14 protein-coding genes are annotated in these 15,332 nt (G+C 40.6%); 6 read left to right on the top strand and 8 right to left on the bottom strand.

All coding sequences use genetic code 11. The annotated features are described in order from the left end of the window. Positions 1–216 precede the first annotated feature (216 nt). The 5 genes from ACNART_RS16940 to fixA all read right to left on the bottom strand — a co-directional run bounded on the left by ACNART_RS16940 (position 217) and on the right by fixA (position 4,993). On the bottom strand, positions 217–1,548 hold the full coding sequence (locus tag ACNART_RS16940; protein ID WP_198626451.1) for an MFS transporter: 1,332 nt from the start codon (positions 1,546–1,548) through the stop codon (positions 217–219). Between the two features lie 87 nt (positions 1,549–1,635). Continuing rightward, positions 1,636–1,923: a ferredoxin-like protein FixX gene (gene fixX / locus ACNART_RS16935; protein ID WP_023582978.1), complete on the bottom strand. Its 288-nt coding sequence runs from the start codon at positions 1,921–1,923 to the stop codon at positions 1,636–1,638. Then, positions 1,920–3,212 carry an FAD-dependent oxidoreductase FixC gene (gene fixC / locus ACNART_RS16930; protein WP_198620541.1) on the bottom strand — a complete coding sequence of 431 codons (1,293 nt, stop codon included), beginning with the start codon at positions 3,210–3,212 and terminating at the stop codon, positions 1,920–1,922. Before fixC ends, fixX begins: the two co-directional genes overlap by 4 nt. Before the next feature lie 57 nt (positions 3,213–3,269). Further along, entirely contained in the window at positions 3,270–4,208 is a 939-nt protein-coding gene (locus tag ACNART_RS16925) for an FAD-binding protein (RefSeq protein ID WP_368927905.1), read from the bottom strand. 11 nt (positions 4,209–4,219) lie between these two features. Beyond that, on the bottom strand, positions 4,220–4,993 hold the full coding sequence (gene fixA, locus ACNART_RS16920; RefSeq protein WP_368927906.1) for a putative electron transfer flavoprotein FixA: 774 nt from the start codon (positions 4,991–4,993) through the stop codon (positions 4,220–4,222). A 600-nt stretch (positions 4,994–5,593) separates the two neighbouring features. Between fixA and caiT the strand changes: the two genes are divergently transcribed. The 6 genes from caiT (at position 5,594) to caiE (ending at position 12,709) form a co-directional block, all read left to right on the top strand. Beyond that, the gene (caiT, locus tag ACNART_RS16915) at positions 5,594–7,108 is read left to right on the top strand and encodes an L-carnitine/gamma-butyrobetaine antiporter (protein WP_088494513.1); all 1,515 of its coding nucleotides are present in this window, start codon (positions 5,594–5,596) and stop codon (positions 7,106–7,108) included. Positions 7,109–7,149: 41 nt separating this feature from the next. After that, positions 7,150–8,292, top strand: coding sequence for a crotonobetainyl-CoA dehydrogenase (caiA, locus tag ACNART_RS16910; protein ID WP_099074590.1), 1,143 nt, complete (start codon positions 7,150–7,152; stop codon positions 8,290–8,292). 69 nt (positions 8,293–8,361) lie between these two features. Continuing rightward, positions 8,362–9,582: an L-carnitine CoA-transferase gene (gene caiB / locus ACNART_RS16905; protein WP_198620544.1), complete on the top strand. Its 1,221-nt coding sequence runs from the start codon at positions 8,362–8,364 to the stop codon at positions 9,580–9,582. Positions 9,583–9,656: 74 nt separating this feature from the next. Next, complete coding sequence (caiC, locus tag ACNART_RS16900) at positions 9,657–11,213, top strand: crotonobetaine/carnitine-CoA ligase (protein WP_198620625.1); 1,557 nt, start codon at positions 9,657–9,659, stop codon at positions 11,211–11,213. 77 nt (positions 11,214–11,290) lie between these two features. Then, on the top strand, positions 11,291–12,076 hold the full coding sequence (gene caiD, locus ACNART_RS16895; protein ID WP_198620545.1) for a crotonobetainyl-CoA hydratase: 786 nt from the start codon (positions 11,291–11,293) through the stop codon (positions 12,074–12,076). 39 nt (positions 12,077–12,115) lie between these two features. Further along, positions 12,116–12,709 carry a carnitine operon protein CaiE gene (gene caiE, locus ACNART_RS16890; protein ID WP_368927907.1) on the top strand — a complete coding sequence of 198 codons (594 nt, stop codon included), beginning with the start codon at positions 12,116–12,118 and terminating at the stop codon, positions 12,707–12,709. A gap of 71 nt (positions 12,710–12,780) precedes the next feature. Here the strand turns inward: caiE and caiF are convergent, their stop codons facing one another. The 3 genes from caiF to ACNART_RS16875 all read right to left on the bottom strand — a co-directional run bounded on the left by caiF (position 12,781) and on the right by ACNART_RS16875 (position 15,309). Beyond that, positions 12,781–13,173: a carnitine metabolism transcriptional regulator CaiF gene (gene caiF, locus ACNART_RS16885; RefSeq protein WP_100158920.1), complete on the bottom strand. Its 393-nt coding sequence runs from the start codon at positions 13,171–13,173 to the stop codon at positions 12,781–12,783. Positions 13,174–13,746: 573 nt separating this feature from the next. Continuing rightward, complete coding sequence (gene fsa / locus ACNART_RS16880; RefSeq protein ID WP_109373285.1) at positions 13,747–14,409, bottom strand: fructose-6-phosphate aldolase; 663 nt, start codon at positions 14,407–14,409, stop codon at positions 13,747–13,749. A 288-nt stretch (positions 14,410–14,697) separates the two neighbouring features. Further along, on the bottom strand, positions 14,698–15,309 hold the full coding sequence (locus ACNART_RS16875) for a lytic polysaccharide monooxygenase (RefSeq protein WP_198632564.1): 612 nt from the start codon (positions 15,307–15,309) through the stop codon (positions 14,698–14,700). Positions 15,310–15,332 lie beyond the last annotated feature (23 nt).

Here is a 15,332-nt window from a genome sequence, read left to right as displayed (position 1 = left end):
TCACTCTCTTTTTAATAAAACTATACTCTACTTATTTTAAGCTATGAATAAATCTTATCAATAAATAAAAGATGTAATTTAAATTAAAATAATAAACAATTATTAACTTTTATAACATGTTAATAAAATATTTCCAGAAAGCTTAATAAATAATATCTTTTAGTTTTATCAGAAAAAATAATGAAATTCATTGGGTTTTAATTTTGGGCAAATCAGCTAAATATGTTTTTTACCTCGTTTCATCGGCATGGTTGAAGTCTGATTAAGCGTTAATCCTTTAGTTTCTGGTGCAAACAAGACTGAAATTATCATACCAAACAGTGAAATTGCGGCTCCCACCAGCATGGTGGTGTTAATGCCATAAGTGGCAATAAAGGCAGGAAGAGCACACGTTGAGATAACTGTACCAATACGGCTTATTGACATAATGATGCCCACTGCTGATGCCCGAATATCTGTCGGAAACAATTCGTTAGGATAGAGCCATTGTAAAATTCCGGGGCCACCAGAAAAGAACGCGTAAGTCGCAAAGGCTAAGATAACAAATAAGATAGGTAGATCAGGAAAAACGCCGAGCACTAATAATGCCAACGTCATCATGGCAAAACTACCAATTAATAACGGACGTCGCCCTGTTTGGTTTAACCAAAACATGGCAGGAATACAACCAAACATAAAGAATAGACTAATGACTACGTTACCCAGCGCCGCACTCCTTCCCGCATCCCATCCTAATAAACCGACAATTTGAGGCCCAAAGGTATAAATGGCAAACATCGGGATCACTTGGCAAGTCCAAATCACCGCAACAAAGAGCACGAAAGAAAAGTGACGCTTATTAAATAACTCGATAAAACGTGTTGTTTTGGCATCTTCCGCTTCAAAAACCACAGGCTCACCAAAGAGCTTGATCATCATTTCATTGCACTCTTGAATACGCCCTTTACGTATTAACCAAAGGGGTGATTCAGGGAGATCAAAACGACCAATTAAAATAATAACGCAAGGAATAAAGGCACTACCAAGCATCCAACGCCAACCATCCTCAATATCATATAAAAGATAACCGACCAAATTGGCGCAAGTCGCCCCGATATACCACATAGCGGCAATAAATCCGACCGCAAAAGCGCGTTGTTTTTTATTGGAAAATTCGGTGATCATTGACGTTGCGATAGGATAGTCAGCACCAATCACAATCCCAATAAGGAATCGCATCACCAACAAACCCACTGGGGTTGAAACAAACATCGTCGCGATAGAAATAATGGCAATAGCCACAATATCCACAAGGAACATTTTACGGCGACCCACTTTGTCACAAATATAACCAAAGAGTGATGTGCCAATAAAAAGCCCTGCTAATGTCGCTGCACCAAGCAGACCAATCCATCGTGTATCAAGTTGTAATAACGGTGTGAGTTGCTCTAATGCCACACCGATAATCACTAATACATAGCCGTCAAGAAAAGGGCCGCCACTGCCCCATAACATCACTCGACGATGCACAGAGGTAAAACGAATATCATCAAAGTTTCTGGGTTGCATGACTGCGTCCTGGTATTTTTTCTAAATAAAACAAAGAAAGAAAAGCTCCCAGGCCGGAGACAGCACTGGGAGAAAAGTAGCGAGCCGTCATCCGTAACGATATTCCACGCCAAATGTACCGCGTGGATATTCCCATTTTTCAAGCGCACTATCTAAACCGAGAATTCGACAAGTTCCACATTCTAAACAACCAGCATAATCAAAACTGATAGTGCCATCTTCTTGTTTTTTATAAAGACCCGCAGGGCAGGCTTTAACTAAGGTTTCTAGCACCTGCATATCGGGTTGCTCTTTGACGACGATATGTGGATTTTCCTCATCGACATTAAATTTATTGATGCCTAATTTGACATCGACATTTACGGGAGAACTCATATTGCTTTTGCTCCTTTGATCCCATCTTTGATTAGGTTCATCCAGCCGACCTTTTTGGTATGACGCATTAGGGTTTTACGCATAGGTACTGGCGCTTCACCCGTAACAGTAAAGAGATCTTTGGCAATACCAACGACCATTTCAGGATAAGCGGTGAACATACGAGGGTTATCAAGTAAATCAGGCATACGCTGATAAGCTTTCATATCGCGTAAAGGACCATCTTCTAAATGCTTGAGATATTCATTTAGCGTTTGTTTGCTAAAATCATTTTTCTCCATTGCCGATAGCACGGTTTTTGCAGCAGCTTCGCCGGAGGCCATCGCTAAATCCATGCCACGAATAGTAAAGCCAAGGTTCATACACATCCCTGCTGCATCACCAGCAATCAATACGCCATCACGTACTAATTCGTGTTGCATTCTTAACCCAGCTTCAGGAACAACGTGCGCACCGTATTCCACCATTTTTCCGCCTTCAATCAGCGGTGCGACAACGGGATGCTGTTTAAAATCTTCTAGCATTTGTGGTACCGACTTTTTAGCGTCTTTAATATGGTGAAGCCCACACACCAGACCTAAAGAAAGCGTGGTTTTATTGGTATATAAAAAACCGCCCCCCATTAATCCATCGGTAGGCGAACCCGCAAATAACCAAGCTGCACCTTCATTATCTTTTAGGTTGAAGCGATCTTTAATCACACTTTCAGGGAGTTCGATAATCTCTTTTACGCCTACCGCGACATTTTCGGCCGCAACACGTTTGGTCATGCCTAGTTGTTCAGCCAAGATGGAATTCACACCATCAGCAAGGATCACTGCTTTGGCTTCTAACACATCACCATCGGCTTCAACGCCAACAATTTTGCCATCACGCTCGACTAACTTATCAACACGAATGCCTGTGATACATTGCGCACCCGCGTTTTCGGCTTGCTCCATTAGCCATTGGTCAAACTCACCCCGTAATACAGACCAAGAGGCCGTTTTTGGGTTATTCCCTTCAGCATTTTGGTAATCAATCGTCATTGCGCCTGTTTGCGTCATAAATGACAATTTTTCATGAGTGATCACGCGTTCAACAGGCGCTTCTTGCGCAAACTCAGGAATGATGCGCTCAAGGGTATGTGCATACATACGACCACCGGTTACATTTTTCCCGCCAGCGTAGTTACCTCTTTCTATTAGCAATACTTGTGCGCCTTCTCTTGCTAAAACAAGAGCCGCCACAGATCCTGCTAATCCTGCGCCAACAATAATGGCATCGAAAATATCTTCGGAATCGGACATAACATCTCCAGAATTTGCGATAAACAGCAGAGAAGTTCCCTTCCCTGCTTAAATAAATCAGTTAGATAATTGACGAGTTAATGCAGGTAGAACCTTCATTAAGTCACCGACAATACCGTAGTCAGCGAATTGGAAGATAGGTGCATTTTTGTCTTTATTAATAGCAACAATGATTTGAGCGCCATTAGCGCCGACCATATGTTGAATTTGCCCTGAAATACCCACAGCTAAATAGAGTTCAGGTTTCAGCATCAGATTGGAAATACCGACATAACGCTCGTGTTCCATCCACTTCTCATTTTCAGCAACAGGACGAGAACAGGCGATTTCAGCACCAATGGCTTTAGCGAGTTCTTCTGCAATAGCGATATTTTCTTTGCTGCCGATACCGCGACCCACGCTGACAACAAAACGCGCTTTGTCTAAATCAACGGCATTGATTGCGCGTGGTTGAACTGAATTGCGAACGATGGTTTGAGCTGGGGCAATCCATGCGACTTTTTGTGCATCACCTGTAGCGTCAGTTTCGGGTGCAACATCAAAAGCACCCACGCTTGCAGTTACAACACAGTAAGGGGTTTTCAGGGTTTCATCACCAAAGGCAAGACCACCGTAAACCATATGTTTTGTCACAAGAGAATCACCGTCTGCTTTTAAAGATTGTGCATCATTAGACACAACCGCCTCTAAGCGATGACCTAAGCGAGCGGCTAATAATTTGCCACGGCGCGTGTTAGGCAGTAGCACTAAACCTGTATCGCCTTTCTGTTTGATGGTTTCAACCATGCTTTGTGCATAGTCTTCAATAATGCGATCGTCAGGTTTGCCTTCTAATTGGAAAACGGCTGTTGCACCTAATTTAAAGGCAGCAACGCTTTGCTCATCATTCAATGTAAATACATTGATAGATTGTCCTAATGAAGAAGCGCCACCCATTAATTCTGGTAAACGGGAAAGTGCATCACTAAATACCCAAACAGTTGAAAACTGGCTCATAACTCCCCCTATTACTTAAGAATTTTACGTAAATGTTCTGCCAACTCAGCAATCTGCTCATCGCCATCACCTTCAATAATGATGCGTTGACGAACTTTCTGTTTTGGCGCAGCCACTTTTTGTTCTGAACGTGCAGTAATCGCACCCAGACCAAGATCGGCAACACTCCATTGCTGAACAGGTTTCTTGGCGGCGCCAAGAATGGCTTTCATCGAAGGAATTTGAGGAGTGTTAATATCGGTAGATACCGCAATAACAGCAGGTAATGGAATTGTCAGTGTTTCGATTTCATTTTCTAATTCACGCTCAACCGTAATTGAATCATTAGAAAGAGAAACAATTTTGTTAATACCATTTATTGCTGGAATATTTAGGATTTCACCCACCAGCAAGCTAACTTGTTGTGAACTTAGATCCGCAGATCCATCACCACAAAGAATTAAGTCATAACCTTTTTTAGTCGCAGCCGCAGCCAGTGCAACCGCCGTTTGATAAGGCAGAGAGGCTTCAAATTGGTCATCAACTACAACCACTAAATCGTCAGCACCACGAGAAAGAACGTCTTTGCGTGCTTTCGCATTTGTCAGTGATTTACCACCAACACTCATTGCCGTGATTTGAATGCCCTCAAGTTGAGTTTTAAGCTGATTAGCGGCTTCAATCGCATTTAAATCATATTGGCTGATTTTGGTGTTAGCACGAGAAAAATCCAGCGAACTGTCTGCGCTATTTACCGTAATATCCTGCTCATCGGGAACACTCTTGTAACATGTAATAATATTCATTACATCTCCTGAAATTAATAAATAATGTCATTTGCTCTGGCAATGTAATATAGAATTAACACAATTAAGTGTTTAAAAAATTAAACCTAGGTCACCAATATTGAACATTATTAAATAATGAATCGATAGGTTTCAATATTGCCAAATACATCACCAATATTGAAATTAGTTTTAATTGAAGTGAATAACTTTCAATATTGCTACTTTGATCAACAATATTGAAGGTAATAAGCATAACGTTATTTAACGTTCAATATTGCCACCGAGATCAACAATATTGAAAGACAGAATATAACAACCCTATTACATACCAGCTGATAGCGATAACTATCAATAAGTTACAATGAAAATAAAACGTTATAAAACGTAACATAAAATCGACAAAAAGAATAGTGTGAAGTGAATAACAGAATAGATTTCTTATAATATCCATCATTCTTTATCATTAATGGATTTATGGATTAGCCAATCACTTTATTTTTCTATTATGATGAAAACTCAATAGACGAAATAGATAGAATTAAACTCAAATGCTTTATTAGATATTAGGAATTAACACTACTTAAACTTCTGCGCTAAATATATTTGGAAAATTTACCTATGAGCAAAGATAATAAAAAGGCTGGAATAGAACCGAAGGTTTTTTTTCCGCCATTAATCATTGTTGGTATTTTATGTTGGTTAACGGTACGTGATCTTGACGCTTCAAATGAAGTGATTAACGCCGTATTCAGCTATGTTACCAATGTCTGGGGTTGGGCCTTCGAATGGTATATGGTCATTATGTTCGGGGGTTGGTTTTGGTTAGTCTTTGGACGTTATGCCAATAAACGTCTTGGGGAAGATAAGCCAGAATTTAGTACCGCAAGCTGGATCTTTATGATGTTTGCGTCTTGTACATCCGCAGCCGTCCTCTTCTGGGGTTCGATTGAAATATACTACTACATTTCAAGCCCTCCTTTTGGAATGGAAGCTTACTCAACTCAAGCAAAAGAAATTGGTCTAGCCTATAGTTTGTTCCACTGGGGTCCTTTACCTTGGGCAACTTATAGCTTCTTATCTGTCGCTTTCGCTTACTTCTTCTTTGTTCGCAAAATGGAGGTTATCCGCCCAAGTAGTACCTTAACGCCATTAATCGGTGAAAAACACGTTAATGGTATTGTGGGTACTATCATTGATAACTTCTATCTCGTTGCGTTAATTCTGGCAATGGGTACTAGCCTTGGTTTAGCAACACCGTTAGTTACTGAATGTATTCAATACTTATTTGGTATTCCTCATACCTTGCAATTAGACGCCATTATTATCTCTTGCTGGATCTTATTAAATGCAATTTGCGTGGCATTCGGTCTGCAAAAAGGGGTGAAAATCGCTAGTGATATTCGTACTTACCTGAGCTTCTTAATGTTGGGTTGGGTGTTTATCGTCGGTGGTGCGAGCTTTATCGTCAATTACTTCACCGATTCTGTCGGTACATTGATGATGTATATGCCTCGGATGCTGTTCTATACAGACCCTATCGGCAAAGGCGGATTCCCTCAAGGCTGGACCGTTTTCTATTGGGCTTGGTGGGTTATCTACGCCATTCAAATGAGTATCTTCTTAGCCCGTATTTCTAAAGGTCGTACTGTTCGTGAATTGTGTTTAGGGATGGTTTCCGGTTTAACCGCAGGGACTTGGTTAATTTGGACAATCCTTGGTGGTAACACCTTACAACTGATTGACCAAAACATTCTCAACATTCCACAACTGATTGAACAATACGGTGTTCCACGCGCCATTATCGAAACATGGGCAGCATTACCACTAAGCACAGCGACAATGTGGGGCTTCTTTATCCTCTGCTTTATTGCCACTGTCACCTTAATTAACGCCTGTTCTTACACACTGGCAATGTCCACTTGCCGCTCAATGAAAGAAGGCTCTGAGCCACCTTTATTAGTACGCATCGGCTGGTCTGTGCTGGTTGGTGTTATCGGCATCATTCTATTAGCACTTGGTGGTTTAAAACCAATTCAAACCGCCATTATTGCTGGAGGATGCCCACTATTTTTCGTCAATATCATGGTCACCTTGTCCTTTATTAAAGATGCCAAAGTACATTGGAAAGACTGATCCGCTATACGCAAAGAATGACACATTAAGAGGTTATTAACATGGATTTTAGATTGAATGATGAGCAGGAACTGTTTGTTGACGGTGTCCGCGAATTAATGGCCAGTGAAAACTGGGAAGCTTATTTCGCCGAGTGTGATCGCGAAAGTAAATACCCAGAGCGTTTTGTCAAAGCCTTAGCGGATATGGAAATCGACAATCTGCTTATCCCTGAAGAGCACGGTGGATTAAATGCGGGTTTTGTCACTGTTGCGGCTATTTGGATGGAGTTAGGTCGTTTAGGTGCGCCAACTTACGTGCTTTATCAATTACCAGGTGGTTTTAACACTGTATTGCGTGAAGGCACACAAGAGCAAATCGATAAAATTATGGCGTTCCGCGGTACAGGTAAACAGATGTGGAACTCTGCAATTACAGAGCCGGGCGCAGGTTCAGATGTCGGTAGCTTACAAACGACTTATACCCGTAAAGATGGCAAAGTTTACCTTAATGGTAGCAAATGCTTTATCACCAGTAGTGCATACACCCCTTATGTTGTCGTGATGAGCCGTGACGCAGCATCACCTGATAAACCTATCTTCACCGAATGGTTTGTGGATATGAGTAAGCCGGGTATCAAAGTAAACAAGTTGGAAAAACTGGGTTTACGTATGGATAGCTGCTGTGAAATCACGTTTGATAACGTTGAGCTTGAAGAAAAAGATATGTTTGGCCGCGAAGGTAACGGCTTTAACCGTGTTAAAGAAGAGTTCGATCACGAGCGTTTCTTAGTGGCACTCACTAACTACGGTACAGCAATGTGTGCATTTGAAGATGCCGCTCGTTATGCCAACCAACGTGTGCAATTTGGTGAAGCTATCGGTCGTTTCCAACTTATTCAAGAAAAATTCGCTCATATGGCGATCAAACTCAATTCAATGCGCAACATGTTATATGAAACTGCATGGAAGAGTGACAACAACTTAATCACTTCTGGTGATGCTGCAATGTGTAAATACTTCTGCGCAAATGCGGCATTTGAAGTGGTTGATAGCGCAATGCAAGTGCTTGGTGGTGTTGGTATTGCTGGCGAGCACCGTATTTCTCGTTTCTGGCGTGACCTTCGTGTTGATCGTGTGTCTGGGGGTTCTGATGAAATGCAGATCCTGACATTAGGACGTTCAGTACTTAAACAGTATCGCTAATTAATCACGAATAACTCTCTCATCACTCGGTGAGAGAGTTTTCACTCAGACCACTTACGAGGTGACGCTATGACAGAACATTTACCAATGCCACAATTCGGCCCACTTTCAGGGGTTCGTGTTGTGTTTTCAGGAATTGAAATTGCAGGGCCATTCGCAGGACAAATGTTCGCAGAATGGGGAGCTGAAGTGATTTGGATTGAAAACGTTGCATGGGCTGATACCATTCGCGTTCAACCTCACTACCCTCAACTTTCTCGCCGTAATTTACATGCACTATCGTTAAATATCTTTAAAGACGAAGGTCGTGATGCATTCCTAAAATTAATGGAAACCACCGACATCTTTATTGAAGCCAGTAAAGGCCCTGCCTTTGCACGTCGTGGTATTACCGATGAAGTTTTATGGGAGCATAATCCTAAATTAGTTATCGCGCATTTATCGGGCTTTGGCCAATATGGCGATCCGCAATACACCAACTTACCCGCTTATAACACTATTGCTCAGGCATTCAGTGGCTACTTGATCCAAAACGGTGACAAAGATCAGCCAATGCCTGCTTTCCCTTATACCGCAGATTATTTCTCAGGAATGACCGCAACCACTTCCGCTTTAGCGGCACTGTATAAAGTTCAACAAACAGGCAAAGGCGAAAGTATTGATATCGCCATGTATGAAGTCATGTTGCGTATGGGGCAATACTTCATGATGGATTATTTCAATGGTGGCGAAATCTGTCCTCGTATGACCAAAGGGAAAGATCCGTACTACGCAGGCTGTGGGCTTTACCGTTGCCAAGATGGTTTTATCGTGATGGAAGTGGTGGGTATTACTCAAATTGAAGAGATCTTCAAAGATATCGGCCTTGCTCATCTACTGGGTACACCAGAAGTTCCAGAAGGCACTCAACTTATTCACCGTATTAATTGCCCTCATGGTCAATTATTCGAAGATAAGTTAGATGAATGGTTGGCAAAACAACCGATTACTGACGTGCTGCAACGCCTGTCTGAACTCAATATTGCCAGCGCTAAAGTGCTGACTATTCCTGAGCTTGAAGACAACCCGCAATATGTCGCACGTGAGTCTATAACCCAATGGCAAACCATGAATGGCGAAACCTGCAAAGGGCCAAATGTGATGCCGAAATTCAAAAATAATCCGGGAAAAATCTGGCGTGGTATGCCATCTCACGGCATGGACACTGACGCTATCTTGAAAAACATCGGTTATAGCGACGAACAAATCAGGGGGCTGGTCGATAAAGGGCTGGCTAAAATCGTAAAGTAACACCGTAAATTCAGACACAGCACTCCTTTCAAATCGTGTCTGAATTCACGGCAAAAGTATGGGATAACAGTTTAATGGATGTGATTGGCAAACAAAACTTACGTCAAATGTGGGATGATTTGGCAGAGGTTTATGGCACAAAAACAGCGCTAATTTTTGAATCCGCACAAGGACTCGTGAGACAATTTAGCTACAGTGAATTAAATGAAGAGATCAATAGAACCGCAAATCTTTTCCATGCTGGTGGCATAAAAAAAGGCGACCATGTTGCCTTACATCTTGATAACTGCCCTGAATTTTTCTTTTGCTGGTTTGGGCTGGCAAAAATTGGTGCTGTAATGGTGCCCATTAATGCGCGCTTTATGTATGAAGAGAGCGCATGGATAATCAATCACTGCCAAGCCCATTACGTGGTCACTCGTGATCATTTCTATCCGATTTACCAACCTATGTTGCAGGATGAACAAAACCCTTTAACGCAGCTGTTTTTAATTTCTGAAAATGCGATATCTACTGAAAAAGGGGTTGTAGATTTTTTAAAAGAAAAAGCCAAACATCCTGTTACGCTTAATCATCACACCCCATTAAGTGTGGATGATACTGCTGAAATTCTTTTCACATCGGGCACCACATCGCAACCTAAAGGTGTGGTTATCACGCACTATAACTTACGCTTTGCGGGTTATTACTCATCATGGCAAAACGCATTACGGGAAGACGATATTTATCTTACCGTGATGCCAGCATTTCATATTGATTGCCAATGCACGGCATCACTCCCTGCTTTTTCTGTGGGTGCCACCTTTGTTTTACTCGAAAAATACAGTGCAAGAGCCTTTTGGAAGCAGATCCTTAAGTATCAAGCAACAGTAACAGAGTGCATTCCAATGATGATGAGAACCTTAATGGCACAGCCCGTTTCATCAGAAGAAAAGCAACACAAATTACGCGAAGTGATGTTCTATCTCAATCTCGCAGATGAAGAGAAAGACGCCTTTATTGAACGCTTTAACGTGCGATTACTCACCTCTTACGGCATGACAGAAACTATTGTTGGTTTAATCGGTGATAGACCTGGCGATAAACGTCGCTGGCCGTCAATCGGTAGACCTGGTTTTTGCTATCAAGCTCAAATCAGAGACAAACAAAACAACGAAGTGCCTGATGGCGTTGTGGGTGAGATCTGCGTAAAAGGCGAACCAGGGAAAACCTTATTCAAAGAGTATTACAACCGACCTGATGCTACAGCTAAAGCATTAGAGCCTGAAGGTTGGTTACATACTGGTGATTATGGTTACCGAGACGATGAAGGTTTTTTCTATTTCGTTGATCGCAGTTGCAACATGATCAAACGTGGAGGCGAAAACGTCTCTTGTGTTGAGATTGAAAACATCATTAGTTCACATCCCAAAATTCAAGATGTGGCGGTTATTGGTGTACCTGATGATATTCGTGATGAAGCCATTAAAGCTTTTGTGGTGCTCGTTGAAGGTGAAACCTTGAGTGAAGAAGAATTCTTCCATTTCTGTGAGCAAAATATGGCGAAATTTAAAGTTCCCTCCGCGGTTGAGTTTAAAGAGGGTTTGCCGCGTAATTGCTCAGGAAAGGTGATCAAAAAGCATTTGAAATAAGCCATAGGTCGGTTTTAACAATCACCCAATAACCTCAATCATAAATGCTTATTTTTGATGACGAAAAGGAATACAACATGAGCCAATCATTACACCTAACAACGCGTGGTTCAGTACTTGAAATTGTATTAGATAGACCAAAAGCAAACGCTATTGATGCAAAAACCAGCCATGAAATGGGTGAAGTTTTTCTGCGTTTTCGAGATGATCCAAGCTTACGTGTTGCCATTATTACGGGCGCGGGCGAACGCTTTTTCTCCGCAGGTTGGGATTTAAAAGCCGCCGCAGAAGGTGAAGCGCCTGATGCAGACTTTGGTGCGGGAGGTTTTGCGGGTTTAACCGAGCTTTTTGATCTCAATAAACCCGTCATTGCGGCCGTTAACGGCTATGCTTTTGGTGGTGGCTTTGAATTAGCGCTCGCCGCTGACATGATGGTTTGTTCAGACAATGCTTCTTTTGCCTTACCAGAAGCGCAATTGGGCATTGTCCCTGATAGTGGTGGAGTCCTGCGTTTACCAAAACGTTTACCGCCTGCTATCGTCAACGAAATGCTAATGACAGGTCGTCGTATGAATGCAGATGAAGCACTTCGTTGGGGTATTGCAAACCGTGTTGTCAGTTCTGCTGAATTAATGGATAGCGCACGCGAACTCGCCGATCAAATCGCTAATAGCGCCCCATTGGCTGTAGCAGCTTTAAAAGAGATTTATCGTGCCACCAGCGAGCTTTCTATTGAAGAGGGCTACAAATTAATGCGCAGTGGCGTATTAAAACATTACCCAAGTGTTTTACATTCAGAAGATGCCACAGAAGGGCCTCTTGCCTTTGCTGAAAAACGCACACCTGAATGGAAAGGACGGTAATTATTGTTAATCTCGATAATACAACAATGAGGAAAACTGATGAGTATCTACGCGTTTGAAGGTCTTGTTCCTGTGGTTCATCCAACAGCTTATGTTCATCCATCTGCTGTATTAATTGGTGATGTGATTATTGGTGCTGGCGTTTATATCGGCCCTCTAGCTTCACTAAGGGGAGACTATGGACGCTTGATTGTTGAAGCAGGCGCAAACCTTCAAGACGGTTGTATCATGCACGGTTATACCGATATGGACACCATTGTGAGAGAAAATGGACACATTGGGCATGGTGCAATCCTTCACAGTTGTATTATCGGGCGTGACAGTTTAGTCGGTATGAATAGCGTGATTATGGATGGTGCCGTCATTGGTGAGGAAAGCATTGTTGCCGCCATGAGCTTTGTAAAAGCGGGTTTTAAAGGACAACCGCGACAAATGTTAATAGGAAGCCCTGCAAAACATGTGCGTGATATTACTGATCAAGATATGGAGTGGAAACGGATGAACACCCATGAATACCAAGATTTAGCGGTACGTTGTCGCCAAAGCTTGGTAGAAACAACACCTTTAACGGCGCCTGAACCTAATCGCCCACGTTTACGTGGCACAACAAACGTTAAACCTAAAGGTCAGTAATAAATGACGACAGGCGTCATTAACGCCTGTCGAATTTATTCGATTTTTTGAGTAAAACTTAATTTCTCAGATTAGCGTCGTTGCGATTTCGACAACATCCATTGCCATTTTTGCTCATGATTTAATCCATGAGGGATCATCGTTGCCAATTTTTCAGGTGAACTTTGACTGCTTTTGCCTTGAATATGTCCTTTTATGCGAGAATAAAGCTGAGGATCGATATGACTCACTTTGATCATACGTTGGCATTGGCAACCTCTGCCTTCAAGCTGATTAGGCACGCTTTTTGTTTCACATTCAATTTCTTTTACATCAGAAAGAATGTAAGAAACGATATTAATCGCATTGCATTGAGGAATATCGAATTTTTTCGCAATCTCTTTTGCACTTACCCAGCGCTCTTGCTCTTGAACCCAATCAGCAATTGACAGATAGAGTGGTTTATTCATGTATTCTTCACACATATTTACTCCAGTATCACAAATAAAGTTTTATTTATCGCTAAATAAAGATAATAACTGAATATGTTAATTATCATTGCACCGCGGAGTATCGGTTTTCCCTGTTAATATAGGTAAGTTAACTACCCCATCAATATAATATTAGTTTATTTTTTAACAACCAAACTCTTTAATTAACACGCCCGTCACAATTTATTATTTTGTTATTAAAGCAAAAGTAATAACAATTAAACCGAGTAAAAACAAAAAATTAATTAAATATTAAAATATAAAAAACACCTCAAGCAATCAAAAATAACTTATTGATATAAAAGATATTTTTAACAACAAAACAAAAAATAAATAGATTATATTAATAATCCATTTATAGACTAACATTATAGTAATAGATCTAAATTTAGATTGCCAGAAAGGTGGCTTATTATTAGATATAAATCAATAATCGTTTATTTTAAGCTATATTAACCTAGTTATTAATACATTAGTAAAAGTGAAGATAAATATCTACATACGCAAAAATCGATAAATTAAGTGCCATATAGCGATATAGCACTTAATCTCATATTATTAATTTGATTATAAAGAACGACGATCAAATGCAGTTTGCCAATCGTCAGCAAATCTATTCACAGCATCGTCAACCACAGGTGAACGGATAATTGAGTAAGCAAGCTCAATCGGTAATGTCACCGAAGAAGCCCCTGCTAATAAACAATCGACCACTTGACGTGGTGTTTTAAAACTCGCGGCTAGGATTTTTGTGGGTAAATTATGCATGGTAATCAGCGTTTGTAATTCCTTTACCACTCTGACCCCATCAGAACCTTGTCTATCCATTCGATGTACATAAGGCGCAATATAGTCAGCGCCTGCTAATGCCGCCATTAAACCTTGAGAAACACTGTAAATCGCCGTGCCTAATACCAGCATATTTTTTTGTTTTAATTGTTTAATGGCAACTAAACCTGCTTCAGTAACCGGTATTTTAATCACGGTATTATCGGCAATATTCCCAAGATGCAATGCTTCTTCAATCATGGTGTCCACATCACTGGCAATAACCTGCGCAAATAGACGACCTTTACCGCCCATAGCGGCTTTTAATTCAGGTAATAGGGTTTCAATATTTTGTGCGGATTTAGCAATAATGGAAGGATTTGTGGTCACACCCGCAATAGGAAGAACTTGAGAGAGTTTTCTGACTTCGTCGATATCCGCTGTATCTAAATAGATTTCCATAATCGCACCTTAATGATGTTGGTTTTAAGCTAAATAATTATAGATATAACATAGAAAATAACATTGTGAGCGGTGGATTTCTAGTCGATTTAATGAAAATAGCGCCCATGTTAAGGCACTATTAATTGAATAACGATAATAAATAGTTGTTTTTTATTTAATAAAAAATATGAGCTCTAATCTAAATTTAAAATTTAGATTGAGAATTTATTTATATTTGAAAATAAACAGTATTAAAAATAATACTATTATTGATATTAAATAATTATTTACATTAAGTTAAATTGATTACTCTTTAAATTCAGCATCAATCACTTGATAAAATGCATTCCCTGTATCTGCAATATCCCAAACTCCTAAAATAACTTGATACCCCGTTCTTTTTGGTATATTGCAGTTTAATTCTACTGTTTTCATTGGTACTGTTCCATTATCAAATCGCTGACAAAAAGGGGTTAAATCAAAATCATCTCGAGTAAGCGGTTTATTGACATCCCACTCCGGTTTAGTAATAAAAAACCGCCATGAAGCGGTACTATGTGGGGCTGTTAATGTCCATTTAAAGGTATATTCTCCGCTTTTTATATCAACTTTATGCCAACGGTCGGCACTTTGTTGATTTAATTGAGAAAATTTAGCTTTTCCTCCACTCGCAATTTCGCCATCTTTAGGCCCCGTCTCAGGAAATCCCTTAGGGCCTTCAACAGATTGTGGCTCATATTGTATATCGCCACAGTTTTTATTTAAGTTGTTGCCTTTGGATGAACAAAGAAAAGCTCTGCTAGGTGGCTTATCTATATAACCATGTTTTAGCGTCACATCGGCTAATGCCGTTGAGATAAAACCCGCTGATGATAATAATAATGTTGCAGTAAATACCATAAGTTTATTTTTCTTCATAATAAAGCCTCAATAATTATTAA

The organism is Proteus sp. LHD240705 (genome assembly GCF_047921555.1).
GTDB lineage: Bacteria > Pseudomonadota > Gammaproteobacteria > Enterobacterales > Enterobacteriaceae > Proteus.
This window is presented reverse-complemented; position numbering and strand designations above follow the sequence as displayed.

Coding starts and splice junctions, on each gene's coding strand:
- ACNART_RS16940 (WP_198626451.1), bottom strand. CDS start 1,548: ATGCAACCCAGAAACTTTGATGATATTCGTTTTACCTCTGTGCATCGT.
- fixX (WP_023582978.1), bottom strand. CDS start 1,923: ATGAGTTCTCCCGTAAATGTCGATGTCAAATTAGGCATCAATAAATTT.
- fixC (WP_198620541.1), bottom strand. CDS start 3,212: ATGTCCGATTCCGAAGATATTTTCGATGCCATTATTGTTGGCGCAGGA.
- ACNART_RS16925 (WP_368927905.1), bottom strand. CDS start 4,208: ATGAGCCAGTTTTCAACTGTTTGGGTATTTAGTGATGCACTTTCCCGT.
- fixA (WP_368927906.1), bottom strand. CDS start 4,993: ATGAATATTATTACATGTTACAAGAGTGTTCCCGATGAGCAGGATATT.
- caiT (WP_088494513.1), top strand. CDS start 5,594: ATGAGCAAAGATAATAAAAAGGCTGGAATAGAACCGAAGGTTTTTTTT.
- caiA (WP_099074590.1), top strand. CDS start 7,150: ATGGATTTTAGATTGAATGATGAGCAGGAACTGTTTGTTGACGGTGTC.
- caiB (WP_198620544.1), top strand. CDS start 8,362: ATGACAGAACATTTACCAATGCCACAATTCGGCCCACTTTCAGGGGTT.
- caiC (WP_198620625.1), top strand. CDS start 9,657: ATGGATGTGATTGGCAAACAAAACTTACGTCAAATGTGGGATGATTTG.
- caiD (WP_198620545.1), top strand. CDS start 11,291: ATGAGCCAATCATTACACCTAACAACGCGTGGTTCAGTACTTGAAATT.
- caiE (WP_368927907.1), top strand. CDS start 12,116: ATGAGTATCTACGCGTTTGAAGGTCTTGTTCCTGTGGTTCATCCAACA.
- caiF (WP_100158920.1), bottom strand. CDS start 13,173: ATGTGTGAAGAATACATGAATAAACCACTCTATCTGTCAATTGCTGAT.
- fsa (WP_109373285.1), bottom strand. CDS start 14,409: ATGGAAATCTATTTAGATACAGCGGATATCGACGAAGTCAGAAAACTC.
- ACNART_RS16875 (WP_198632564.1), bottom strand. CDS start 15,309: ATGAAGAAAAATAAACTTATGGTATTTACTGCAACATTATTATTATCA.